At 62.1% G+C, this 24,322-nt stretch carries 21 protein-coding genes and 3 pseudogenes; 15 read left to right on the forward strand and 9 right to left on the reverse strand.

The features are described 5' to 3' along the window. Nucleotides 1–77 precede the first annotated feature (77 nt). The 3 genes and pseudogenes from AYJ54_RS40560 (at nt 78) to AYJ54_RS40570 (ending at nt 2,891) form a co-directional block, all read left to right on the forward strand. Nucleotides 78–1,121 (forward strand): IS110 family RNA-guided transposase, encoded by a 1,044-nt coding sequence (locus AYJ54_RS40560; protein ID WP_063705421.1) that lies wholly within the window; start codon nt 78–80, stop codon nt 1,119–1,121. 283 nt (nt 1,122–1,404) lie between these two features. Then, nucleotides 1,405–1,722: pseudogene (locus AYJ54_RS40565) on the forward strand (M20/M25/M40 family metallo-hydrolase); the annotation flags it as partial. Nucleotides 1,723–1,782: 60 nt separating this feature from the next. After that, nucleotides 1,783–2,891: pseudogene (locus AYJ54_RS40570) on the forward strand (IS630 family transposase). A 19-nt stretch (nt 2,892–2,910) separates the two neighbouring features. Here the strand turns inward: AYJ54_RS40570 and AYJ54_RS50215 are convergent. Next, a pseudogene (locus tag AYJ54_RS50215) lies at nt 2,911–3,006 on the reverse strand (IS5/IS1182 family transposase); the annotation flags it as partial. 426 nt (nt 3,007–3,432) lie between these two features. Here AYJ54_RS50215 and AYJ54_RS40575 point away from each other — a divergent pair. From AYJ54_RS40575 to AYJ54_RS40595, 5 genes are all read left to right on the forward strand, one after another. Beyond that, complete coding sequence (locus AYJ54_RS40575) at nt 3,433–4,713, forward strand: patatin-like phospholipase family protein (protein WP_245329254.1); 1,281 nt, start codon at nt 3,433–3,435, stop codon at nt 4,711–4,713. A gap of 57 nt (nt 4,714–4,770) precedes the next feature. Then, a complete protein-coding gene (locus AYJ54_RS40580; RefSeq protein ID WP_063708102.1) occupies nt 4,771–5,508 on the forward strand; it encodes an acetoacetate decarboxylase in 738 nt (245 codons plus the stop codon). Between the two features lie 104 nt (nt 5,509–5,612). After that, nucleotides 5,613–6,365 (forward strand): SDR family oxidoreductase, encoded by a 753-nt coding sequence (locus tag AYJ54_RS40585; protein WP_063708103.1) that lies wholly within the window; start codon nt 5,613–5,615, stop codon nt 6,363–6,365. A 152-nt stretch (nt 6,366–6,517) separates the two neighbouring features. Continuing rightward, nucleotides 6,518–7,228, forward strand: a complete 711-nt coding sequence (locus tag AYJ54_RS40590; RefSeq protein WP_063708104.1) for an SDR family NAD(P)-dependent oxidoreductase — start codon at nt 6,518–6,520, stop codon at nt 7,226–7,228. Nucleotides 7,229–7,638: 410 nt separating this feature from the next. Then, on the forward strand, nt 7,639–8,361 hold the full coding sequence (locus AYJ54_RS40595; RefSeq protein ID WP_063708105.1) for a DUF72 domain-containing protein: 723 nt from the start codon (nt 7,639–7,641) through the stop codon (nt 8,359–8,361). 342 nt (nt 8,362–8,703) lie between these two features. On the opposite strand, the gene AYJ54_RS40600 is transcribed toward AYJ54_RS40595, so the two are convergent. After that, a complete protein-coding gene (locus AYJ54_RS40600) occupies nt 8,704–8,871 on the reverse strand; it encodes a cysteine hydrolase (protein WP_245329255.1) in 168 nt (55 codons plus the stop codon). Nucleotides 8,872–9,281: 410 nt separating this feature from the next. Here AYJ54_RS40600 and AYJ54_RS40605 point away from each other — a divergent pair, with 410 nt between their 5' ends. Genes AYJ54_RS40605 through AYJ54_RS40615 form a run of 3 tightly spaced genes read left to right on the forward strand, consistent with a single transcriptional unit; the run spans nt 9,282 to nt 12,593 of the window. Further along, a complete protein-coding gene (locus tag AYJ54_RS40605; protein ID WP_063708106.1) occupies nt 9,282–10,718 on the forward strand; it encodes a sodium:solute symporter family protein in 1,437 nt (478 codons plus the stop codon). Then, nucleotides 10,715–11,902, forward strand: coding sequence for a sialidase family protein (locus tag AYJ54_RS40610; RefSeq protein WP_063708107.1), 1,188 nt, complete (start codon nt 10,715–10,717; stop codon nt 11,900–11,902). Before AYJ54_RS40605 ends, AYJ54_RS40610 begins: the two co-directional genes overlap by 4 nt. Nucleotides 11,903–11,912: 10 nt before the next feature. Continuing rightward, nucleotides 11,913–12,593, forward strand: a complete 681-nt coding sequence (locus AYJ54_RS40615; RefSeq protein WP_063708108.1) for an SDR family NAD(P)-dependent oxidoreductase — start codon at nt 11,913–11,915, stop codon at nt 12,591–12,593. A gap of 93 nt (nt 12,594–12,686) precedes the next feature. On the opposite strand, the gene AYJ54_RS40620 is transcribed toward AYJ54_RS40615, so the two are convergent. Together AYJ54_RS40620 and AYJ54_RS40625 are read right to left on the reverse strand one after the other, a co-directional pair. Further along, complete coding sequence (locus AYJ54_RS40620; RefSeq protein ID WP_063708109.1) at nt 12,687–14,342, reverse strand: copper resistance D family protein; 1,656 nt, start codon at nt 14,340–14,342, stop codon at nt 12,687–12,689. A gap of 10 nt (nt 14,343–14,352) precedes the next feature. After that, nucleotides 14,353–14,715 carry a copper resistance CopC family protein gene (locus AYJ54_RS40625; protein ID WP_063708110.1) on the reverse strand — a complete coding sequence of 121 codons (363 nt, stop codon included), beginning with the start codon at nt 14,713–14,715 and terminating at the stop codon, nt 14,353–14,355. Between the two features lie 59 nt (nt 14,716–14,774). On the opposite strand from AYJ54_RS40625, the gene AYJ54_RS50220 reads away from it, so the two are divergent. Together AYJ54_RS50220 and AYJ54_RS40630 are read left to right on the forward strand one after the other, a co-directional pair. Continuing rightward, nucleotides 14,775–15,341, forward strand: coding sequence for a hypothetical protein (locus tag AYJ54_RS50220; RefSeq protein ID WP_136624278.1), 567 nt, complete (start codon nt 14,775–14,777; stop codon nt 15,339–15,341). Beyond that, the gene (locus tag AYJ54_RS40630) at nt 15,316–15,669 is read left to right on the forward strand and encodes a RidA family protein (RefSeq protein WP_063708111.1); all 354 of its coding nucleotides are present in this window, start codon (nt 15,316–15,318) and stop codon (nt 15,667–15,669) included. The genes AYJ54_RS50220 and AYJ54_RS40630 overlap by 26 nt, the downstream gene beginning before the upstream one ends. A 153-nt stretch (nt 15,670–15,822) precedes the next feature. Here AYJ54_RS40630 and AYJ54_RS40635 read toward each other — a convergent pair whose 3' ends face one another. The 5 genes from AYJ54_RS40635 to AYJ54_RS40655 are packed head-to-tail and all read right to left on the reverse strand — an operon-like array spanning nt 15,823 to nt 21,914. Then, the gene (locus AYJ54_RS40635) at nt 15,823–16,728 is read right to left on the reverse strand and encodes an HpcH/HpaI aldolase/citrate lyase family protein (protein ID WP_082906056.1); all 906 of its coding nucleotides are present in this window, start codon (nt 16,726–16,728) and stop codon (nt 15,823–15,825) included. Further along, a complete protein-coding gene (locus AYJ54_RS40640) occupies nt 16,725–17,948 on the reverse strand; it encodes a CaiB/BaiF CoA transferase family protein (protein ID WP_245329256.1) in 1,224 nt (407 codons plus the stop codon). Before AYJ54_RS40640 ends, AYJ54_RS40635 begins: the two co-directional genes overlap by 4 nt. Nucleotides 17,949–17,970: 22 nt before the next feature. Next, nucleotides 17,971–19,062, reverse strand: coding sequence for an ABC transporter ATP-binding protein (locus AYJ54_RS40645; protein ID WP_245329257.1), 1,092 nt, complete (start codon nt 19,060–19,062; stop codon nt 17,971–17,973). A 4-nt stretch (nt 19,063–19,066) separates the two neighbouring features. After that, a complete protein-coding gene (locus AYJ54_RS40650; RefSeq protein ID WP_063708115.1) occupies nt 19,067–20,803 on the reverse strand; it encodes an ABC transporter permease in 1,737 nt (578 codons plus the stop codon). Next, a complete protein-coding gene (locus tag AYJ54_RS40655; protein WP_245329258.1) occupies nt 20,793–21,914 on the reverse strand; it encodes an ABC transporter substrate-binding protein in 1,122 nt (373 codons plus the stop codon). Before AYJ54_RS40655 ends, AYJ54_RS40650 begins: the two co-directional genes overlap by 11 nt. Nucleotides 21,915–22,016: 102 nt before the next feature. Here AYJ54_RS40655 and AYJ54_RS40660 point away from each other — a divergent pair, with 102 nt between their 5' ends. Continuing rightward, nucleotides 22,017–22,685, forward strand: a complete 669-nt coding sequence (locus AYJ54_RS40660; protein ID WP_063708117.1) for a GntR family transcriptional regulator — start codon at nt 22,017–22,019, stop codon at nt 22,683–22,685. 388 nt (nt 22,686–23,073) lie between these two features. Continuing rightward, a complete protein-coding gene (locus AYJ54_RS40665; protein ID WP_082906057.1) occupies nt 23,074–24,321 on the forward strand; it encodes an extracellular solute-binding protein in 1,248 nt (415 codons plus the stop codon). Nucleotide 24,322: the final 1 nt, after the last annotated feature.

The raw sequence follows: 24,322 nt of genomic DNA on the forward strand, positions 1-24,322 counted from the left end.
ACGAGTTAATGGCATGGACCACGCCCGCTCTCAGCGGCAACGTGGAGCCCGGCGGGGCAGCAGCAGGAGCGCAAGCCATGTCGAATACGAACATTGTCACAATCGGTATCGATCTCGGGAAGAACACATTCCATGTCGTTGGCCTCGATGCCACAGGCGCAATCACGCTACGCAAAAAGCGGTCGAGAAATCAGCTTGACCAGTCGCTGGGCAATGTTCCGCGTTGCCTGATCGGAATGGAGGCGTGTGCAGGCGCACATCATCTGGGGCGCAAGCTCGAGAAATTAGGTCACCAAGTACGGCTCTTGCCGGCACAGTACGTCAAACCATACCTCAAGGGTCACAAGAATGATTTTCGGGATGCTGAAGCGATCGCCGAGGCCGCTCAGCGGCCGACAATGCGGTTCGTCCCACTGAAGTCGGCCGAACAACTTGATTTACAGGCACTCCACAGAGTTCGCAGTCGACTGGTGACGCAGAGAACGGCGGTCATCAATCAAATCCGGGGCTTTTTGCTTGAGCGAGGGCTACCAGTGCGGCAGGGAGCGGCAGCACTCCGATTGGCGCTCCCCCAAATCCTCTCGATGCCTTCGGAAAGCCTGTCGCCTCAGGTGGTTCGGCTCATCCAGGACTTGGCCGAGGACTGGCGCTATCTCGACCGTCGCGTCGCGTTAGTCACCAAGGAGATCAACAAGCTCGCGGAGCAAGATGCGCATTGTCGCCGCCTGATGAGTGCGCCAGGCATCGGGCCGATCATCTCAAGCGCGATGATCGCCGCGATCGGAACTGGTGATGCGTTCCAGAAGGGCCGCGACTTTGCGGCATGGCTTGGTCTGGTACCGAAACAAATCTCGACCGGTGATCGAACCATTCTCGGTCGCATATCAAGACGCGGCAACCGTTATCTACGAACATTGTTCATTCAGGGAGCCAGAGCCGTACTGCTGAGGCGCCAAACCTGGGCCAGGCACGGCTTCGGAGCCTGGCTGGAGGCAGCATCGAAGCGGCTCCACTCGAATGTACTGGTTGTCGCCCTGGCCGCAAAACTCGCGCGCATGGCCTGGAGCATGCTCGCAAAAGGCCGTGACTACGAAGCGAGTTTCCTGGGCCACACTGCATAGGACGCCCGACCCGGGAAGGAAGACTCACGATCCAATCGGAATAGCACACCATCCCGCCGAGGTTTGCGAGACGGAAAGGACGAATGGAGAAACGGTTCCACCGACACTTCTGAAGCCTGGTTCGACGCCATGGCCCTTCTTGAGGCCGGCGAGTTATTGAGGACAGAAGTGCGCGGATATCCATAATGGCTCGGGGCGACAGCCTCAAATCGAAGCCGGATAGATTGGCGCAAACCGCTTATCCTTTGTCGATTCCTCTTGCAACGCGGGCGTGGTCCATAGATTTGGCGTCAAGGTCACGCCCGACATCGTTATGGGCGTCGGTACGGTGATCAACACACCGGCGGAAGCCGGCCTCGCGCGCATGGCCGCCGACCAGGTGCAGGCGCCGGTGCGGCGCGACCTCGCGCCGAGCATGGCCGGCGAGGACTTTGCGTTTTACCTTCAGCAGCGGCCCGGCGCGTTTGTGTGGATCGGCAACGGCGAATTGCGCGACGGCGCGGAGCTGCACGGCCCGCGCTACGACTTCAACGATGCGATTCTGCCGGTCGCATCCGGCTGGATGGCCGAGGTCGCCAAGACGGCGCTGTCCGCGAAGTAGTCATCTGGAATGTAAGTTCGTCACATAAAAGAGCGCTGGGACCTTTGAAGGAGAGCGCTTGTGGCGAATGCAGGTATGAGAGGCCGGCCGATCGCCCCGTTGGTGCTGAGTCAGCAGGAGCGGACGTACCTGGAGAGGCAAGTTCGTCGTCATCGTGTTGCCCGGTCGCCATCTGAGCGGTGCCGCGCGATCCTGCGGTGTGCGGATGGCTTGCCAAGCAAGTCCGTGGCTGCCGAACTCGGCCTCTATGAACACACTGTTGGCAAATGGCGCCGCCGATTTTTGAAGGATCGCTGTGATGGCCTGCTTGACGAGGCTCGCGCCGGCCGTCCTCGCACCATCAACGACGATCAGGTTGCCGCGGTGATCGAGCGGACGTTGCACACGACGCCAGCCGACGCGACGCACTGGTCGATCCGCTCAATGGCTGCGGAAACTGGCTTTTCCCACACCACGATCCGCCGCATGTGGGCGGCGTTCGGCTTGCAGCCGCACCTAGCCAGACATTCAAGCTGTCGAGCGATCCGCTGTTTGTCGACAAAGTACGCGATATTGTCGGCCTATACCTGTCCCCGCCGAACCGAGCCCTTGTCCTCAGCATCGATGAGAAAAGCCAGATTCAGGCACTCGATCGCGAGCAACCGGTCTTGCCGATGATGCCTGGCGTGCCGGAACGTCGTACGCACAGCTATATGCGGCATGGTACGACCTCGTTGTTTGCCGCACTCGATATCGCCTCGGGGTTCGTCATCGGCAAATGCTACAAGCGCCACCGGGCTGTCGAGTTCTTGAAATTTCTCAAAGAGGTCGATGCTCAAGTTCCTGAAGGGCTCGATGTCCACATCGTCATGGACAACTACGCCACCCATAAAACACCCAAGATCAAAGCGTGGCTCGCCCGTAGGCCGCATTATCATGTCCACGTCACGCCGACTTCCGCGTCATGGATCAATCAGGTCGAGCGCTGGTTCGCTGAACTCACCAGAAAGCAGATCCAGCGAGGTGTTCACACCTCCGTCAGGCAGCTCGAGGCCGATATCCGCACCTTCATCGACCTGCACAACAAAAACCCGAGGCCCTTCAAATGGACCAAGTCGGCGGACCAGATTTTGGCTTCCGTCAAACGCTTCTGTCACAAAGCCCAACAGACCTTATGTGGCGAACTTTAGATTCACGTGACCAGGGCGCGGACTCATTAGCACGTAGCCAAATGCGGATGGATCCGAGCTTGACGAACGCTAGGTAGTTGGCTGCCAGCTTGTCGTATCGGGTTGCGCCACGCTTAGCCAAATAGCCTGAACCGCGGGGCCGATGTGAACGCCGTCTGATGGACTTGTAAGCTGGCCCCGAAAGGAAAAATCATTTCGATCTCATCGGCGTGCGTTCGCTTTGAGGTCAACAAACTGATTTCCGACCTCGAAGGGCCCTCCTTCATCTCTCGTACAGTTGTGCACCGCGCGTGTGGCCGGCGATGCTCGTGACACACGACCCAACTCGGACCTGAGCCATCCGGGTGCCTCCCACAAATAGATCAGTATGGCTGCCCCTAGACGCCGTCTAAGAAAGCGGCGCGGCATGTTATCCTGGTGTTGAGTGCGAAGGGGCGACCGGATAATTTCTTCTCATTAGCATTTGAACCCACTTTTCGAACCCCATTTAAGGCGCCCCGGTCATCAAAGAATCTCCAGTCATCGACGAGGGAGGGTCAACATGGCCAAGAGCACGATCTCGGAGAGCATGCCGACGATAGCGCTGCGCGATCAGGGCGCGCCCGACACGCCGCTTGCGGAAAAACCGCTCGTCCCGAAACCGGGCGCAGCGAGCAAGGGCCGGAACCTGCGCGCGCGGCTTCCTTTCGATCGCGTCGTGCTGCTGCTGCAGGGGGGCGGCGCGCTCGGCGCCTACCAGGCGGGCGTTTATCAGGCCTTGGCCGAGACCGGACTTCATCCCGACTGGGTCGTCGGCATTTCGATCGGCTCCATCAACGCCGCCATCATCGCCGGCAATGCGCCCGAGAGACGCGTCGACAGGCTGCGCGAATTCTGGGAGGAAATCACCGCCCCTGCCATGGGCTTCGACGCCGACGTCGTCGGCCTCTTTGAACGAGGCGAGGCTGCGCGCGCGCTCGCCAATCAGGTGAGCGCGGCCACGGTTGCCTGCGCCGGAACGCCGGGCTTCTTCAGGCCGCGACTCCCCAATCCGTGGTTTCATCCGCCCGGTACGATCGAGGCGACGAGCTACTATGACACGCGGCCGCTGAAAGCCACGCTCGAGCGCTTCGTCGACTTCGACCACGTAAACTCCGACAATTGTGACACGCGTCTCAGCCTCGGCGCGGTGAATGTGCGCAGCGGCAACCTGGTCTATTTCGACCCCGGGACGCAGGTGATCGGACCCGAGCATGTGATGGCCAGCGGCGCGCTGCCGCCCGGCTTCCCAGCCATCGAGATCGAGGGCGAGCACTATTGGGATGGCGGCCTCGTCTCGAACACGCCGCTCCAGTGGCTTGTGACGAACACGCGCGTGACGGGCCAGCGGATGCCTGACGCGCTCGTGTTTCAGGTCGATCTCTGGAGCGCACGCGGCGAGTTCCCGCGCAACCTCGCGGAAGTCGCGACCCGTCAGAAGGAGATCCAATACTCGAGCCGCACCCGCGCCTTCACGAATTTCATCAAGCTGCTGCACAAGGTGGAATACTCCGTCGCCACGCTCCTGGACCAGCTGCCGGACGAGTTCAAGCAAAGCGAGGAAGCCAAGTTCCTGGCCTCGCGCGCGCAACGCCACGCCTACAACCTCGTGCACCTCATCTATCGACCGAGAGGCTACGAAGGCGACTCGAAAGACTATGAATTCTCCCGGGTATCCATGGCGGAGCATTGGCGCTCCGGCTACCACGACACCATTCGCACGCTGCGCCATCCCGAGGTGCTGGAGCGCGCCGGCAATGGCGAGGAACTCACCATCTTCGACTTTGCCGGTGATCGCGATTGAGCCGCGGGCCGCGAGACGCGGCGCCCCTTCGACACACCTATATCAGGAGATTCAGCGATGAGAGAAAACGACATTCGCGAGCGAGCGTTTGCGATGCCATTGACGAGCCCGGCCTATCCGCCGGGGCCCTATCGCTTCATCAATCGCGAGTATCTGATCATCACCTACCGCACTGATCCGGAGAAGCTGCGCGCGCTGGTGCCGGAGCCGCTCGTGTCGGACGGCGACATAGTCAAATACGAGTTCATCCGCATGCCGGATTCGACCGGCTTCGGCGACTACACCGAGACGGGCCAGGTCATTCCGGTCACGTTCCGCGGCCGCCAGGGCGGCTATTCGCACTGCATGTTCCTCAACGACGAGGGGCCGATCGCCGGCGGCCGCGAGCTTTGGGGCTTCCCCAAGAAGCTCGCCGATCCTACGCTACACATCGAGATCGACACGCTTGTCGGCACGCTCGACTACGGCCCGGTGCGCATCGCCACTGGGTCGATGGGCTACAAGCACAAGACTTCGGATCTGGCGGCGGTGAAGGCATCGCTCGCGGCGCCGAACTTCCTCCTCAAGATCATTCCGCATGTCGACGGCACACCGCGCATCTGCGAGCTCGTCGAGTACTATCTCGAGGACATTACTGTCAAAGGCGCCTGGACCGGCCCGGCCGCGCTCGACCTCCACGCGCATGCGCTGGCACCGGTGGCCGAACTGCCAGTGCTCGAGGTCTTGTCGGGCGTCCACATTATCGCCGATCTGACCCTCGGCCTGGGCAAGGTCGTGCACGACTACTTGCGCTGAAAGGAGACGGCTGGCTGATGCTGTGACGCCATGTCCGTTCTGCGCCAGTCTGAACCGATAACAAATGTCCAGCACGTCGCTGGACTGAACTCGGGAGTCATCACATGAAGATCGTCGTCATCGGCGGCACCGGCCTGATCGGCTCGAAGACTGTCGCCATTCTGCGCCTGGGCGGCCATGAGGTCGTCGCCGCTTCGCCCAATACCGGCGTCAACACCATCACCGGCGAGGGGCTCAAAGAGGCCCTGGCCGGCGCGCAGGTGGTGATCGACCTCGCCAACGCGCCCTCATGGGAAGACAAGGCGGTGCTGGAATTTTTCGAGACTTCCGGGCGCAACCTTCTTGCGGCGGAGGCCGCAGCCGGCGTCCGACACCATGTCGCGCTATCCATCGTCGGAACTGACCGGAGCGACAATGGTTACTTCCGTGCCAAGGTCGCCCAGGAGAAACTGATCGCGCCCTCCGGCATCCCCTACACCATCATCCGCTCGACCCAGTTCATGGAATTCCTCGGCGGCATCGCCGCTTCAAGTGCGGATGGAAATGTGGTCAGGCTTTCGCCCGGCCTGTTCCAGCCCATCGCGTCGGACGACGTCGCTGCCAACGTCGCCGAAGTGGCGCTCGCGGCGCCGCGAAACGGCATCGTCGAGATCGCGGGCCCGGAACGAGCACCGTTCAACGAAATTGTTGCCCGCTATCTGAAGGCGATCGGCGATCCGCGTGAGGTCGTGAGAGACCCCGAGGCCCGATACTTCGGCGGCCGGGTCGAGGAGAAATCGCTGGTGCCGTTAGGCGAAGCGCGCCTCGGCCGCATCGGTCTGGACGAATGGCTCCGCCGCTCACAGGCAAAAGCCTGATCCCGCATCCGCCAACCGAAGGTCCTAAAGCGGGCGGGCCCGTGGGCGCGCATGAGAGAGGGAGAGAATGACGGCAGAAGGACGGCAGGCGGGCGGCAGGATGAGCGGCGGCGAGCGCCGCCGGATCGAGGCAGAGGAAACAGGAGGGTCGAATGGATTTTCGCGATCGTCACGTGGTGGTAACCGGCGGCACTGGCGCCCTGGGGCGCGCGGTGGTGGGCGCATTGCTGGCGGCGGGCGCCCATTGCCATGTGCCCTATCGGCAGGAGCGGGAGAAGGAAGGCCTTCCCAGCGGGGCGCTGAGCCTGATCCCCGTGCCGAGCCTGGCGGATGAGGCGGCGGTGGCGAAGCTCTATGGCGGGCTCCCGGCGCTCTGGGCCTCGATCCATATCGCCGGCGGCTTCGCCTTCGCCCCGCTGACCGATACCAGCGGGGAGCTGCTGCGTCGGCTGATCGACGACAATCTCGTGAGCTGCTTCCTCTGCTGCCGCGAAGCGGTGGCGGCGATGCGCCGGGGGAGGGCCGGCGGGCGTATCGTCAACGTGGCGGCGCGCCAGGCTCTGGAGCCGCGCACCGGGGCGAATATAAGCGCCTCTACCGCCGCCAAGGCCGGCGTCGCCGCGCTCTCCGCAGCGCTGGGCGAGGAGCTGGCGGGAGAGGGAATCCTGGTGAACGCCGTGGCGCCCTCGATCATGGATACCCCCACCAACCGGCGCGACATGCCCAAGGCCAATTTCGACGCCTGGCCCAAGGTGGAGGAGGTGGCGGCGACGATCCTCTTCCTCGCCTCGCCCGAGAACAAGGTGAGCCGGGGCGGCGTGGTCCCGGTCTTCGGGGCTTCCTCCCAATCGGCGGCGACGTAGTCGCCCTGGCCCAGCCAGCTGAGCGCGATGACCACGTCTCGAAGGTTCAGGACGCGGCGCTGTTGGCCGAGATTGTTGTCGCTTCGACGGACGCGGAAGGCCGCCGGATGAATCCGCTCAAGTCGGAGTGGTCCCCTACGTCCCAAGACACCAAGCGCATCAGCGGCCCTTAAAAAATTGGTCCCAACACCGCAGACGACTTTTTCAACAGAATCGGGGGCACAGCGGACTCTGACAAGCCGTCAGCCCGGCGCGTTAATGGGTTCACGGCCTAGTAAAGCGTGCTGGCCCGCAGCCCGTGACGATGCCGAGAGACGAGCCTCATCCACAAGCAACGTATCGCCCGCACGGACGTTCCTCTTCGCAAGCGCGGCCTCGATGTCACCGCGCTCAGTGATGGCACGTGAAAAATGGCTCGCGTTCTGATCGGAACCTCCGGCTGGCACTACGCATCCTGGCGCGGCCCGTTCTTTCCCGAAGGCTTGCCGCTGAAGGAGCAGCTTGCCTACTACGCCAGTCAGTTTGAGACCACCGAGCTGAACGGCGTCTTCTACCGCACGCCGACGCCGGAAGCCGTCAAGGCGTGGCGCGAGCAGACCGGCAGCGAGTTCGTGTTCGCCTGGAAGGCGTCCAAGTTCATCACACACTGGAAGCGTCTGTCCGATCGCTCCGAAAACAGCCTCGAACTGCTGGAGGACCGCATCTCACTGCTGCGCGGCAAGGTGGGGCCGATCCTGTTTCAGCTCCCGCCCCAGTTCGAGGCGAATGCCGATCGGCTCGCCGCTTTCTTCAAGCTGCTGTCGAAGAAGCGACGCTACAGTTTCGAATTTCGTCATCCGAGCTGGTATCAGCCGCGCATTCTCAGAATGTTGGCCGACGAGAATATCTCGCTCTGCCTGTCGGACCATCACGATGCACCGGCGCCCTGGAAGCGCACCGCGAACTTCGTCTACGTGCGCGGTCACGGCCCGAGCGGTCGCTATCACGGCCACTATTCGCGGCCGGCGCTCGCGCAATGGGCCCGGCGCATCAGGTCGTGGAAGCGGCAGGGCTGCGACGTCTATGTCTATTTCGACAACGACCAGAAGAGCGCGGCGCCGGCCGATGCGCTAGAGCTGAAAGCACTGCTGTAACGAGCGAACTACATGGCTTCCTTGAGTTTCTCTTCCAGCATTTGCTGTCCTTTCAGGCAGTCATTTGGAATTCGGATCTTTAATGCCTGCACCGGGCTCCTGCAGCCGCCCGCTTCTTGCGAGCCGGACCGCGACAGCCGGGCGGCATCGCCTTGCGAACATCCGGTTCCGTCATGCTGGCTCCTCGATAAGTCGGCGTGATTCGACCAACCCGGGGCACTATGCGTAGTTCCTGAGCGCGGTAATGGACGAAGCGTGACATCGGACCGGTACAACTGTCGCGCATCGAGCTGTGGCAGCCGGATCGGCGGCTGCCGGCTCGCAAGCTGGATCATCAGATCCCTATTCGCGCCAAAACTCCGCCAGCTCCTCCGCAGTCACCAGATCCACCTGGCCGTGGAAGCGGGTGCGGTACATCGTCATGAGCGCATCGTGCCCGACGTCGGACGAGCTGCAGAGCGCATCCTGAACGATCACGCCCCTGAAGCCGAGATCGACGTCCTCCACCATCCGATGCCCGCGCAGAACTAAAATCTCGTCGGCCGTGGTTACGTTCCCAGTGAAACGATCGGTCGCGCGCCTGTGCTCATCGCAGCAGCGCGCATGCGATGACATCGTCGCGGATCGGCTTTTCCACGGACAGGACGCCGTAGCGCCTCCGGCCGCCACCTGACCCGCGCGGCCCAGGCGAGCGGCCGCCGTCTTTCACCCGGAACCCATTGAACGTGCTGCGGCAATGGCCGCCTGCCGGGGCGCGTCTCGCCGCTGCCTCCGCACGTGCGCTTGACGCACGGCGTCCGGACGGGTCTAATGAGCATTGACAACAATTGTTCGCATTCCGATCAAACACTCAGTCGGATGAAGCCGGGCAAAGCGGGCCTCACAACACCGCGTCCGCGTCACCAGAGGAAACGTCACCGATGCAAGCCATCCTCAGTGGAGAGAGCACGCTCATCGTCGCGATGATCGTGGCCTACATCGCCTTCACGTCCTGGCTCACGTTCAGGCTGCGCAGCACGACCAGCGACCAGTTCATGACCGGCGCGCGCGCCATGCCGGCCGTTGTCGTCGGCGTGCTGATGATGTCCGAGTTCGTCGGCGCCAAGTCGACTGTCGGTACTGCGCAGGAGGCGTTTCAATCGGGCATGGCGGCCGGCTGGGCCGTGCTCGGCGCCTCGATCGGCTTCCTGCTGTTCGGGCTGTTGATGGTGAAGAAGCTCTACAATTCCGGCGAATACACCATCTCGGCCGCGATCGCGCAGAAATACGGAAAGTCGACCATGCTCACGGTATCGGTGATCATGATCTACGCGCTGCTGCTCGTGAACGTCGGCAATTATGTCAGCGGCGCGGCTGCGATCGCCACCGCGCTGCATGTCAGCATGCCCGTTGCGATGTGCATCATCGCCGTGGTCAGCACCTTCTACTACGTGTTCGGCGGACTGAAGGGCGTCGCATGGGTCACGATCCTGCACAGCGCGATCAAGGTCGTTGGCATCGTCATCATCTTCGCGGTCGCTATGTCGCTGACCGGCGGTGTTGCACCGATCCAGGCCAAGCTGCCCGCCTACTATTTCACCTGGGAAGGCAAGATCGGCTTTGCGACCATCTTCGCCTGGACCTTCGGCACAGTCGGCGCGATCTTCTCGACGCAGTTCATCGTGCAGGCGATCTCCTCGACGCCGAGCGCGGATGACGCCCGCAAGGCCACCTTCTATGCCGCGGCGTTCTGTCTTCCGCTCGGCTTCCTGCTCGCCCTGATCGGCGTCGCCGCGAAATTTCTCTATCCCGACATGAACAGCCTCTATGCGCTGCCAGTGTTTTTGGAGAAGATGCCGCCGCTGGCCTCCGCCTTCGTCACGACCTCGCTGGTCGCCTCGATCTTCGTCAGCGTCTGCACGGTTGCGCTCGCGATCGCCTCGCTGGTGGTGCGCGACTTCTACGTCCCCTATTGGAAGCCGACGCCGGAACGCGAGCTGAAGATGACCCGCGTATTCTCGGTGGTGATCGGGATCGTGCCGCTGGTCTTCGTCTTCTTCATTCCCGAGATCCTCAAGCTGTCGTTCTTCACGCGCGCGCTGCGCCTGTCGATCACGATCGTGGCGATGATGGGCTTCTATCTGCCGCTGTTTGCCAGCAACCGCGGCGCCACGGCGGGCCTGATCGGCGCGGCGATCTCGACGACGGTCTGGTACGTGCTCGGAAACCCCTTCGGCATCGACAACATGTATATCGCAGCCGTGACACCGCTGGTCGTGATGGCGGTCGAGCGCCTCGTGCTGGGCCGCCGGCCCGCTACTCCCGCTTCGCCGCAGGCCGCGCAACCCAATGCTTTCGTGGAAAGGACTTCAACATGATCGTGGAGCGCGAGATCACCGTCGACGGCATCGTTCGCCAGGCAGCCGGCGATCCCGACCGGTTCGACGCCTTCATTCCGTCGCCCTGTGTGCAGAATCATGCGGCCAACCTGATGGCGCTCGCCAACGGCGATCTCGCCTGCGTCTGGTTCGGCGGCACGCAGGAAGGCATGTCGGACATCTCGGTCTATTTCTCGCGCCTTGCCCGTGGCGCGACGCGGTGGTCGCCGGCCGAAAAGCTGTCGGATGACTCAGCGCGTTCAGAGCAGAACCCGGTGCTGTTCCCTGCCCCGGACGGCACGCTCTGGCTGATGTGGACGGCGCAGCTCGCGGGAAACCAGGACACCGCGCTGATCCGCCGCCGCCTCTCCCGCGACAACGGTCGCAGCTGGGGCCCGATCGAGACGCTGTTTCCCGAGCGGCGCGGCCGCGGTACCTTCATCCGGCAGCCGATCGTGTTGCTCGACAATGGCGACTGGCTCCTGCCGGTCTTCTATTGTCACAGCACGCCGGGACGCAAATGGAACGGCAACGAGGACACCAGCGCGGTGAAGATCTCGTCCGATGCCGGCGCGACCTGGCGCGATGTGGACGTCCCGGGAAGCCGCGGCTGCGTCCACATGTGCATCGAGCGCCTTGACGATGGCTCACTGCTCGCCCTGTTTCGCAGCCGCTGGGCGGACAACATCTACCAGAGCCGCTCCACCGACCGCGGCCGTACCTGGACGGCGCCGGCCGCGACCGCACTTCCGAACAACAACTCCTCGATCCAGTTCACGCGTCTTGCCAACGGACATCTCGCGCTCGTCTTCAATGACAGCAGCGCCACTGCCGCAACCGAGCGCCGCCTGTCGCTCTATGAGGAGATCGAGGACGACCTTCCGCCCGTTCTTGCCGGCGACGGCAGCAAGGCGGAGGGACGCACCGCGTTCTGGGGCGCGCCACGGGCACCGATGACGCTGGCTGTCTCGACCGACAACGGACGGAGCTGGACGAAGCGCGACGTCGAGACCGGCGACGGCTACTGCATGACCAACAATTCCCGCGACCAGACCAACCGCGAATTGTCCTACCCTTCCGTCAAACAGACCGCCGACGGGACTCTTCACCTCGCCTTTACGTTCCATCGCCGCGCGATCAAGTACGTTCGCGTAACCGAGCCGTGGGTGACGCGCGTCGGCTGAGGCTGGGATCATGGAGAACAGACCCCACGCGCTCGTCACGGGCGCCAGCTCCGGGATCGGCGCCGCGATCGTCGAGCGCCTCTTGCGCAACGGCTGGCGCGTCACCGGCGTCAGCCGCCGTCCTGCGCCGTTCGACCACCCAGCCTTTGATCACCTGTCGCTTAACCTAAGCGACGTCGCCACCATTACGGGCGCCGTCGCGGGCATCGAACCGACCGCGCTTGTTCATGCGGCCGGCATGCTTAGGATCGGTCAGCTCGGGGCGCTCAACCATGATGACGGCGCCGCGATGTGGCGGCTGCATGTCGACGTCGCCGAGCGTCTTGCCAACGCGCTTGCGCCTCGCCTGCCCGAGGGCGGCCGTATCGTGTTCATCGGCAGCCGCACCGCATCGGGCGCCTCCGGCCGCGGGCAATATGCGGCGACAAAGGCGGCGATGGTCGCCCTAGCCAGGTCCTGGGCGATGGAGCTCGCGCCGAAGGGCATCACGGTCAATGTCGTCGCGCCCGCCGCCACCGAGACGCCGATGCTGAAGGATCCAACGCGCGCCAACGTCGCGCCAAAACTGCCGCCGATCGGCCGCTTCATTCGTCCGGAAGAGGTTGCGAGCGCAGTGGCATTCCTGCTCTCGCCGGAAGCTGCGGCCATCACCGGGCAGCAGCTCGTCATCTGTGGCGGCAGCTCGCTCTGAACTGGCGCCTGAGCATCGCCGCGGCATTCAACATGCCGATCCGTGAAGACGTCCAAAGGCCAAGCGCTCCGGTTCTCGTCACCGCACGCGAACTCATGCTTCGCGGTAATCCAGCAGGATGAGCCCGACCAGAACGAACGCGACGGGCCAGATCCAGGAGGCCAATCGGCTGACCCGGCCGTCGAGACGCAATTCGAGCCAGCGCGCCCAGCCGGCGGCGACCCCGCATAGCGCAAGCGGGGTGTGGCTCATCTCGATCAGGAGCTGGTCCTTGATGTTGGCGATCGCGTGCGAATGCGTGAGCAGCAGGGCGCCGCCGAGCGCCGTGGTCAAGGGAAACACCAGCGCCGCCGGCCCGGCGTCGTTGCCGCGCAATCGTACGCGCCATTCGAACAGGCCGAACACGACGATGAGCAGCACGAAGATGCGATGCTGCGCGACCTCCGGATCGCGAAACGACTCGAAAAAGCCCGCCGGCCCGAGCGGCCAGGCCTGCTCGTCGGCGCGAAAGAACAGAAAGGCAGCCATTCCGAGAAAGAGCAGCGGCCAGTGCCTCGCCCAGCTGCCCCAGCGAAAATGCTCGACGAGCGCGAGCAGCCCGATCAGCATCACGAACACGCCGGCCCAATGGTGGTTGTACTCCGACCAAGCGATGTCTTCGGCACTGCGCGGGAGGATCGTGCCCTCACCGGGCACATAGGCCGGCGGCACACGCGCACGCTGCTCTTCCGTCGCGGCCACCTTCTCCTGCAATTGCGATATCGTCAGCCGGTCGTGATCCGGGCTGCTCAGACGCAACGGCCATTGCGGCGTGATCCGCTCGACGATTTCCTGCCAATTCAGACGATCGTGAGGAAGATCAGCTCCCGGCGGCAGCGACGTGAGCGAGGCCGCGGCGAGCAGAACGGTGAGGCCGATGCCGATCTCGACTTCCGCGAAGCGCTTCAATCGAAGGATCGGCGTGCCGGGGTCGCGTCGCAGCCGCTCGACGAGGAAATAGTTGCTTGCCCCAAGCACCAGCAGCATCACCAGCAGCCCCACCTTCGCCGATGTCATGACGCCATAGGCGGTGCCGTAGATCGCGTCGGTGGTGCCGATATACTTGATCGCCATGACGGTGCCGCCGCAGACAATGGCGGCGACCGCAGCCATTGACATCAACGAATAGCGCCGCGCGATGAGACGCCAGTCGCCCGTGGCCTTGGAGCCGCCGAGCGCGATCAGGAAGTAGGGAAGCCCCCCGATCCAGATCCCTGCCCCCAACATGTGGCCCGCGCCGGAAAGAAGCAGCGGCCAGCGCACGTCCAGCCGGCTGGCCGCGTGGGTCAGTTTGGTCTGCATGGCCAACGCCAGCAGGGAAAGGGCCAGAAGAGCTATCGACCGGGCCCTGCTCGAGCGACCTCGCGCCAGCAAGGCGACGCCGCATGCGCAAGCGGCAATGACGAGATCCGCCCGGCCAAAATCGGCACTGACCGCCTCGCTCCACGATACCTGGAGTGTTCCGACCAGCGCTGCCGCGTTGAGAGCCAACGAGGCGACGGTCAGCAGTGCCCATGCGAATGCGCTGAACCGCAGAACCGCCAGGCATCTCTCCTCGACCGCGAGGCTGCCGACAGAGAGCTGCGGCCGCAATGGCCCCCACAGCAACATCTGAAACGCAAGGCCGCCAAGTGTGAAGGACTGGGCAATGAGGACGAGGCCCCGCAGGACAACCGACAGATAACCGAAGATGTCGAGGAGCAGGTACAAGGCGGCAACGTCAGTGAACGGTGAACGGAATGTCGCCGCGCGTGATATGCCCGTCGACGCTCAACACCTGCCAGCGCAGGCGCCACGCACCCGTCGAAAGCCGCGTCGCATCGGCATTGAGCTCGTCGGCGGGCGAGTCGGATGCGGGGGTCAACGCCTGCGAAGCGCCGTTCGGAGCCAACAGCGTCAGCTTCGAGCGAGCATGATCGATCCGGCTGTTGAAGTGCAGGCGGATCGCGACGGCATCGCCGGTGACGGTCGCGCCCGCTGCCGGCGAGGACGAAACGATGATGGCATGCGCCGAAGCCGTCTTCGGATCAACAAGAAGCCACATGGCAAATAGAACGATCGCGATTCTGAAAAACACGTGCATGGCGCTCACTTCGTTATCGGCAGCCGTCTCTTCATCCCGCCGCTTGCGGTGAGTGATCTATGCGCGGTGGTAATGTTGGAACCCAATTGTTCTTCACAAGGGCGCGCGAAGTTTGGATTTACCCGCGACACGTGCAAAATGCGCCGGCTGTTGCTCTTGCGACACACCTGGCGGCATTATGTGTGGGGAAGTTTATCCCAAGGTCACCAAACGGCTGGCTCAATGGACGAAACGAAGGTATCCACATCCATGGGTCCGATTGGCAGCAGTTTGCCAGGCAAGTCTCGCTGAGCCCTGCGCGCGCGATCAAGCGCGTCGACGAGCTCTGCAAACTCGTTCAAGACAAGGCCGACGAAGCACACGACGCGATCGCGTCATCGTCAGCTGGAGCCAGTCAAATACTCGATCAAGTCGTTTTCGCCGTCAAAAGCGGCGCAAGCGGATCCGCAATCAGCTTTCAAAAGAGGATCAAGCGGTCGCAGAAGAAAGACCCCGCTTCGACCGCCTCGCAGAATGCCTGTAAAATCATCGAGCGCGCGTCCCCACGCAAACGGACCATTCTCCTAATCATCGCCTGCCTACATCGTCATCGGTGGCACCATGATCAACCGCACTTTACCGTATGAGGGCCTGCTTCACGAGGTTGTCGAGCACAATGGCGTGCTTTACATCGGCGGGATCGTCCCCGAGGACACGAGCCTTGACATGGCCGGCCAGGCAAACGACGTGCTTGGCCAATTGTCGCGTTTGCTCGAGCCCCTCGGATCCGACCTTTCCAATGTCTTGCAAGCCACGATTTACGTTACGAACCTCGGCGAGAAGCCTGCATTCAATGCGGCCTGGAAGGCGCACTTTTCGGAAGCCCACCTGCCGGCTCGGGCCATGATCGGCGTCGCCGATCTCGGCGCTGGCGTCAAGCTCGAGATGACCGCGATTGCGGTTCGCCGGAGTTAGGCCTGGGGGGCCCGATCCACAACCCCACTTCATGGGCGACAAGCCCAAGATCGAAAATGCCGCTCGGGCATTTTCGATCAGGCGCTCATCCTCGGCGAAACGGACGGCGGGCGCCTGACACGGGAATCCATGCGCATCGAGCCAGCTCCTCAATCAAGGCGACCGATGCGTTCGGGCAGCGATCGCTTGCGCGCGTTCGAGCAGCGCCTCTGCCCGCTGAACGATCGGGATATCGATCATTTTGCCATCGATTGCGAACGAAGCACGTCCCTCGGCAGCCGCTTGCTTGTTGAGTGCAACGACGCGCTCGGCGTACTCGACGTCCTGCGTCGACGGGCTGAAACCCGCATTGAGGATTGGCACCAACGATGGGTGGATGCAGGCAGAGCCGACAAACCCGAAATCCGCCGACCGCCGAACAATCCGGGTATATCCATCGAGATCGGCAAAATCTGCCACTGAGCCGATGGTGCCGAGCGGCATGATCCCGGCGGCCCGGGCCGCCTGCACGACCTGCTGTTTCGGCATCAACAAGGTCTCTTCGGTCGGTTTGGCCCCGATTGCGGTGGCATAGTCCTCCGCACCCAATGAGATGCCGGCCAGCCGTGGCGTTGACCGTGCGATGTCATGTGCCCTAGCAAGCGGTCCCGGCGCTTCGATTAATCCGACAAACCAGATTTTGCCAAGCGGCAATCCGCGGTCGATCTCCAATCTTGTCACCATCTCATCAAGCAGGCGCAGGTGTTCTGCGCCTTCGACCTTGGTGATCTTGATGGCATCCACGCCCTGGATCACGGCAGCCTCGATGTCTCGCACGGCCAATTCGAGCGGCTGGTTGATCCGCACCATGACATCCGATTTTCCGGTGTCCCGGAAGCGCTTCACAATGCCCGGGACCAGCGCGCGCGCGGCATCCTTTTGCGCGAGCGGCACACTGTCCTCGAGATCGATGATCAATGCGTCGGCACCGCGTTCCACGGCTTTGACGACAAACCGCTCTACGTTCGCGGGGACGAACAGCGCGGAGCGCCAGACAGGAAATTTTCGCTGCATGGTCATTTCTTGGTCTCCTTCACAACTCCCGATGTCACGGCGGCGTCGATATCATCGTTGCTGAGGCCGGCTTCGGCTAAGATGTCACGGCTATCCTGTCCCAGTCGCGGCGCCGGCGTTCGGATGCTTCCTGGCGTTTGGGACAGACGCACAGGAATGGCGTGCATCGGGAATGTCCCCATGTCCTCGTCGGGATAGTCGGCCAGCAGTCCCCGCGCATGAACATGACGATCGTTCATCAATCGGACGGTATCGTTGACCGGACCGATCGTGACTTCTGCCGCCTCGAAGAAGGCCACATTGTCGTCGACCGTCCGCGTCGCAATAAAATCGCCAATGATCTTGTCCAATTCGACGACATGGACGAGCCGCTGCTCATTGGTCTTGAACCGCGGATCATCGCAAAGCTCGGGCCGGCCGATCGAACGCAGCACCCGCATCGCCATCCCTTGCGTGGACGCCGACAGGCAGACCCAGCCGCCATCAAGGGTGCGGTAGACATTGCGCGGCACCGATCCGCTCGAACGGCTTCCGCTGCGCGGCTTGACCTTGCCCGTCAACCGGTAGTTCGCCGCCTGAGGCCCAAGCGAGTTCACGATCGGATCCAGCAGAGGCAGATCTATTACCTGCCCTTTCCCGCCGTTGACTTCGACCTCCCGAAGCGCGGCCATGACCGCGAATGCGCCGGTGAGACCGGACAACGCATCGGCCAGATACATTGGCGGCAGAACCGGTTCGCGATCGGCGAAGCCGTTCATTTCCGCAAAGCCGGAGAAGCCTTCGACCAGCGTGCCAAAACCTGGCCGGCGATGGTACGGACCGGTTTGCCCCCACCCCGAAATGCGGACAATCACAAGCTTGGGTTCAAGTCGCAGCAACTCTTCCGGAGCAAGACCCATCTGTTCCAGCGTGCCCGGCCGGAAACTTTCGACGAGCATCGCAGCCCCCGGAACGAGCTGGCGGATCAGCGGCACCGCGTCATCGTGACGGAATTCCAGGCAGATGCTGCGTTTATTGCGCGAATGAACTTTCCAGTTCGTCTCGACGCCGTTGGTGCGCCAGCCGCGCAGAGTGTCGCCTTCGCGTGGTTCGACCTTGATGACGTCGGCTCCGAAATCGGCAAGATGCTGCGTCAGCAGGTTGCCGGCAACCAGCCGCGAAAGGTCGACGACGCGGAGCCCAGTCAACGGTCCGCGGACGCCGGGCGTATAGTCGGCCTGAGGCAAAGCGCCTCCGAGAGAGGTAGCGTCAGTGGGATTTGCCATGGGTCCGTTCTGTAAACAGGATACCGCCAGTCAGGGGCAGCCACAGGCGCAACTGGCGGTCCGTCGTCGCGTCCTGGGTTTCAATGCGGATCTGATTTCCGCCCACGTTCAGTCCGACCTGCCAACGCCCCCCAACGTAGGAATGGCTGACCACGTCCGCTTCGATGATCGAACCTCCGATCGCCGGATCATTGGGCGTTGCCAGGCGCATCTGTTCGGGACGATAGGCAAACGTAACCTTGTCACCCAATGATGGACGTTTGTCGGACTTGATCAAAACGCGCTGACCGTCGGAGAGACTGACGAGCGTCTGTCCGTCGCCACCGGGTGCTCCAACTACCTCGCCGTTCAAGAAGTTCGTCGTCCCGATGAAGTCAGCCACGAAACTGTCGGCTGGCCGCGTGTAGATCTCCTGGGGCGCGCCGATCTGACTGATGCGACCGCCGTTCATGACCACGATGCGGTCGGACAAGGCAAGCGCCTCCACCTGGTCATGGGTCACATAGATCGTGGTCAGGCCGAGGCGAGTGCGCAATTCTGCCAGCCAGGTGCGGGCGCGGTCGCGTAGCTTTGCGTCAAGATTCGAGAGAGGTTCATCGAGCAGAAGAATTTCGGGCTGATAGACCAACGTTCGCGCAAGCGCGACGCGCTGCTGCTGTCCACCCGAGAGTTGATGCGGATAGCGATCCTGAAAACGCTCCATTTCGACGAGCGCAAGGCTCTCCTCGACGCGCCGCTTGCAATCAGCTGTGGATACCCTACGCAATTTCAGCGGAAACACGACATTGTCGTAGACCGTCATATGCGGCCACAGCGCATAGCTCTGGAATACGAGTCCGCAGTTCCGCGCTTCCGGCGGCAAGAAGATTGCCTTATCCCCGTCGAAATAGGTCTTGTTGCCGACACGGATCCGTCCACTTGTCGGCTGATCCAAGCCTGCAATGGCGCCAAGCGTCGTCGACTTGCCGCACCCCGACGGCCCGAGCAGCGTGACGAACTCGCCATCCGCAACGCGGATGTTGACGTCTTCGATCGCTTTGACCGGCCCGAACCGCTTATGCAGATTCTCGATCAATAATTCAGCCATAAAGCTTCACTCCGAGAAACGCGCGCGCAGCAGTGACGCAGATACCGATCACCATCACCTGCACGGTCGCCAGCGCGGACACCAAGCCGACCTCGCCTTGCGTCCAGGCTTGAAGGAGCGTGGTGCCGATCACCTCGCTGCCGGGAGCAAACAGAAAGATCGCGGTGGTGTACTCCTTGAAGAAGGTGATGAAGAGGATGATGAAGCAGGCGACGAGCGCCGGCCGCAGCAAGGGCAGGACAATCCGCCGGCTCGTCGTCCACCAGTCGGCGCCCTGCGTGCGGGCGGCTCGATCGAAGTCCGGGCTCATTTGCAACAACATCGGGGCCACCGCGCCGAGGCCCACCGGAATGAAGTGCATCGTGAAGGCGGCAACCAGAATCCAGATCGTGTTCCGCAAGCCTCCCAGGCCAGGAACAAGCGCAAAAGCATAGAAGAAGCCGATGCCTGCGACGACGCCGGGCACTGCGCGGGGAAACAGCGCGACGTAGTGCAGCGGCGCGCGCCAACGAAAGTCGGATCGCAAAACGATGATCGCGATCAGGCCGACCATCGCGGTGGCGACCGCCCCGCCGAGCGTGCTGACGATGAATGAGTTCCAGATCGAGCGCGGGTAGACCGGATATTCGAGCATGCTGGCGAAGTTGCTGAAGGTCAGTACGTCGGTGATCGGAACCATCGGCGACAGCAGGCTGGTGAAGGCACGCAGCAGCAGCGCGCCGATGGGCATCACGACAGTTGCCGTAATGTAGATCGCCGAGAAAACGCAGAGCGGCCAGCGAAGCCTGTTTAGGCGAAACGGTCGCGGTCGCGTAGCTTTCCCACCGAGGGTCACGAAGCGTCGAGTGTTGCCGAGCAATCGCCCCTGCAGCCAGACCAGGACGCAGACGACGGCAAACATCAGCACAGCGGCGGTTGCCACCAGCCCGTGGTCGGGACGGGCTGACGCCACGCCGTTGTTGTAGAGGAACGTGGTCAGCACGGTGATACCGGCGGGATCCCCGAACACCAATGGAATGGCCAGCAGCTCCAATCCCACCGTGAAGTTCAGCACCGCGCTGTAGGCGATAGCGGGAAGCAACAGCGGCAACGTGATCCGCGAGAGGGTTCTTAAGGTACCGGCGCCGGCGACGCGCGCAGCTTCCTCCAATGTCGGATCGGTGATCGAAGCCGATGACATGCAATAGATGTAGGCGACGGGCGCTTGCGAGACGCCGGCGATCATCGCCATGCCCGGCAGGGAGTAGAGATTCCAGGGCGCACCATCGAAGATCGACTGCATCAGTAGCGTCAAATAACCTGCAGGCCCGTAGATCGTGTACCAGCCGAACGACAGAACCAGCGCCGACAGATAGATCGGCCACAGGAAGAGCTCACCAAACAGCCGCGCAAACGGCATGTCGGTGCGGCCGAACAGCACGGCCGCCAGCGTGCCGAGCGTCTGCGAAATCAAGGTGGTGAGCGTAGCGAAGACAAACGTGTTCCAGATCACCAGGCCGAAGCCATCAGTGTGAAACAGGCGGCCGAAGTTGCTCAGCGTGAACTGCTGGCCGGAATCGTAGAGGGCGCGATCCAGCATGGATTGATAGAGGACAGGAAGAAGCGGCGCTGCAATGAGGACAACGGTCAGCAGCGCCATACCGTACTGGATCACGGTATCCCGGCCGGGCAGCGGTTTTGGCAACGCATCGGCCGCGGGCGCGAGCGTCGTGCTTGCGTCAAGCGACATTGAACGTTTTCTTCCAACGCGCCAGGAAGGTGTCGTAATCCCGCACGGCGTCGCGGTCATAGCCGATGTAGCAGATGTTCTGCTCTCCGACGGCCTGAACGATCGACGAATACGTGTGGCGGATGCCCTCGCCCGGCTGTATGCCTGGACGCGCCGGGGTCAGGCCACCTCGCCCGAACGCACGCTGCCCATCTTCGGAAATAATGTAGTCGAGCATCAACTTGGCAGCGTTGACGTTTTTCGACCCCTTTGGAATGGCCACGCCGCGCAGCACGACCGGCTGACCATCGCCGATGAAACTCCAGCCGAGGATGCGCGCCCGCGCCGGATCATTGAGACGCGGCCAAAAGGTGATGGCTGACACGAACCAGCCCGTGACATACTCACCAGAGGTGACCTTTTCGGTCATCGGGCCGCCGGACCGCTCGAAGCGAGGCGAAAGCTTTGCAAGCTGCGCGAACCAGTCCCAGGCCTTCTCGCCATGCTTTTTTGCGAATGCGTAGCTGATGCTGTAGCCGAAGGTCGTTTGATGGACGCCGTAGCTGGTGATGCGATTGCGCCAGGCTTTCTCATTTGAGACTGCGAGCTCCACGAACTCGGCCAGCGTCTTCGGCCGCTTCCCCTCCGGCACCAGCGTGTTGTTCCAGATCAGCGCCATCGGATCGGATGAAACGGTGTAAACGCCGGGAAACGGCTTCGACCAATCCGGCCACGCCTGGGCTTCGGGTGAAGCGTAGTCGAGGATTTCCCCTCGCTGCTGGAAGTCGATCCATCCGCCCGGATCGGCCGTCGCGATCAGGTCGCAGGTGCGGCTATTGGTGCTGCGCTCAGCCAGATAGCGCTCGAAGCTCTCGCGGGACGCCGGAAGATCAAGCGTCTCCACCTTGATCTTCGGGTAGAGCTTGTTGAATCCTTCGATGACCGGCCGCCAGTTTTCCGGCGACATGATCGAATAGATGAGGAGGCTTCCTTCGCGCTGGGCGTCCTCGATAATCTTTTGATAACTCTCAGGATATCCGTTCGGGGTCGCTTGGGCCGGAGCGCCCCTAAGCCCCATTGCGGCTCCCACGACCGACATCATCATCAAGCTTCTACGATCGATGCCCGACATCTTATTGTTTCTCCCGCAAGTGCTATTTGTTATGCACTAATATTGGCGCCAATTTGTGCGCAATGCATTTTGCGTGTCAAGCGTCGGTAACGGGAGGCAGCAATGAAAGTACGGAGGGAGCAGAAGAGGCTGTTGGCGGCGGAAATTGGTGGCGCAATTCTGCAGGGCGACTACCGACCCGGCGAATGGTTGCGGCAAATCGATTTGGAAGAGACATTCGCTGCGAAACGTTTCGACGTCCGAAGTGCGCTGACTCAGCTCGCCGCAAGCGGGATGGTGACCCATGTCGAGAATCGCGGCTATCGCGTCGCCCAACCGGACTTGAATGTCGTTCGTGAGATATTGGCAATCCGGATGCTGCTGGAGGTCGAAGCAGTCACGCAGGCGCTACCGAACATAGGACCAGTCGAACTACAGAAGATCAAGCAGGCACAGAAAGCGTTTGAAGAAGCTGTGGCGCGCGGCAGTAAGGCGGACCAAGCAAATACCAACGCGGCGTTTCACGACGAAATCTACCGCCATGCGGAGAACCAGTCGCTCGCCAGGCTTATCGTCGAGATCCGAAATCGCGCCCGACCAGGACCGATCGCTTTGTGGCCATCGAATGCCGAGCTGCAAAGAAGCGCTTCACATCACGTCGAGATCGTCGCGGCGATCGAGACGCGCAACGTGGACGCACTCGTTGCCGCCGTGCGACGTCACATTGCGGAGTCAGGCGCTAACTATCCGGCAGGAGACCGCACACCCACTGAAAGGCGATCAACGTCCTGACTGTGCGCATGGGAAGTGGAGGCAACTCGTGGCAGAACGACACACGTGGATGCGCGCCCCCTGGGGGAGACCAAGGCGCTGCCGAACGGGGCGCTGCAGATCGTAGCTACCGGCGAAAAGAAGAACCCGCGTCCGCCGCTTGAGCTCAAGCAGATCTCGGACTGGCCCTACAGTGCCCCACTTCAATCTGGCCAAGCCTGTCCGACGGGCTCGGCCCATGCTGATCCCGCCGCCTGCTGGCAGCTGGTCGTCATGAGACCGGATGAAGCCCTTCGACGGATCGGCGTAACGATAATCCATGCGGCTTTGACTCCCTGCTGCCAGTGCCGTACTTTTTGGAAAAAGAACGGGGCGCGGACTTGTTGCAGCTCCATAGGGAGAACGTCAGATGAGCCGGAACTCGATCACCCGGAGATCATTCGTGGGGGTGGCGACTGCAACAGCTCTGGGTCCTTTTATAACGCGCGCGAACGCGGCGGGACCAATCCGGGTCATCAGCCACCGCCAGCCGGCTTTGGAATACTACACGGACCAAATGAAGAAGGCCCTCCCGGAGGGACAGGTCTCGGTCGAGCTAATGCCGATCGACAAGGAAGTGGAGCTGGCTTCGATCACGATGTCGTCTCGCTCCGACGCCATCGATGTCGCCTATCTCAATGACACCACGATGCAGAAATTCGCCGCCAGCGGCTGGCTGGAGCCACTGGATGATCTCTGGGCAAAGCACAAGGATGAATTCAAACTCGATGACTTTCCCAAATCGGTCATCGACTCGATCAGCTACAACGGTCGCATCTACTCGATGCCGATCCTGACTAACACGGAGATGTTCTTCTATCGTGAGGATCTCTTCAAGGAGAACGGCATCGCACCTCCAAAGACGATGCAGGACTATCTGGATGCCGCGAAGAAGCTCCATCAGGGCCGCGTCTCCGGAACGGTCATGACATTGAAGCCGGTCGACGGCTGCCTGAACGAAACGCACTGGTACCTCAACGCGGTGGGAGAAGGCTGGTTCGACAAAAACTGGAAGCCCATCTTCAATCAGCCGGCCGGCGTGAATGCCATCACCATGATGAAGCAGATGACGGCGTTCGCGCCGCGCGGCTTCACGTCCGCAGCCAACGACGAGTCAACCATAAACCTCCAACAGGGACTTGCAGCGATGGGGCTGCAATGGTTCACGCGCGCGGCGTCCATGGATGACGAGAAAAAATCGCGTTTTGTCGGGAAGATCAACTGGATCGCCCCTCCAGGCGGCGGCCAGCGCATTGCCAATGACGGATTTGCCATCTCGAAGTATTCGTCGAAGGACAAGGATGAGATCTTCAAGATGATCGCGACCGCGGCCGGTCAGAAGAGCATGCAAAAGGGCGCAGAGTTCGCCATGCCGCCACGTCTCTCGGTGCTCGAGGATCCAGAACTTGCCAAGAAGTATCGCTGGTATCCGGGCGCCCGTGCATCCCTCGAAGTTGGAAAGCCATTTCCCCCGATGTCCGATTTTCTCGACGTAGGGGCGATCGTGACGCGATATATCCTGCAGGCCGTGACCAACGAAAAGGACGTCAAGGCCGCCCTGGATCAGGCTGCGCAGGAAACGACCGAGCTGTTGCAAACACGCGGCTACTACAAATAAT

The organism is Bradyrhizobium centrolobii (genome assembly GCF_001641635.1).
Classification (GTDB): Bacteria; Pseudomonadota; Alphaproteobacteria; order Rhizobiales; family Xanthobacteraceae; genus Bradyrhizobium; species Bradyrhizobium centrolobii.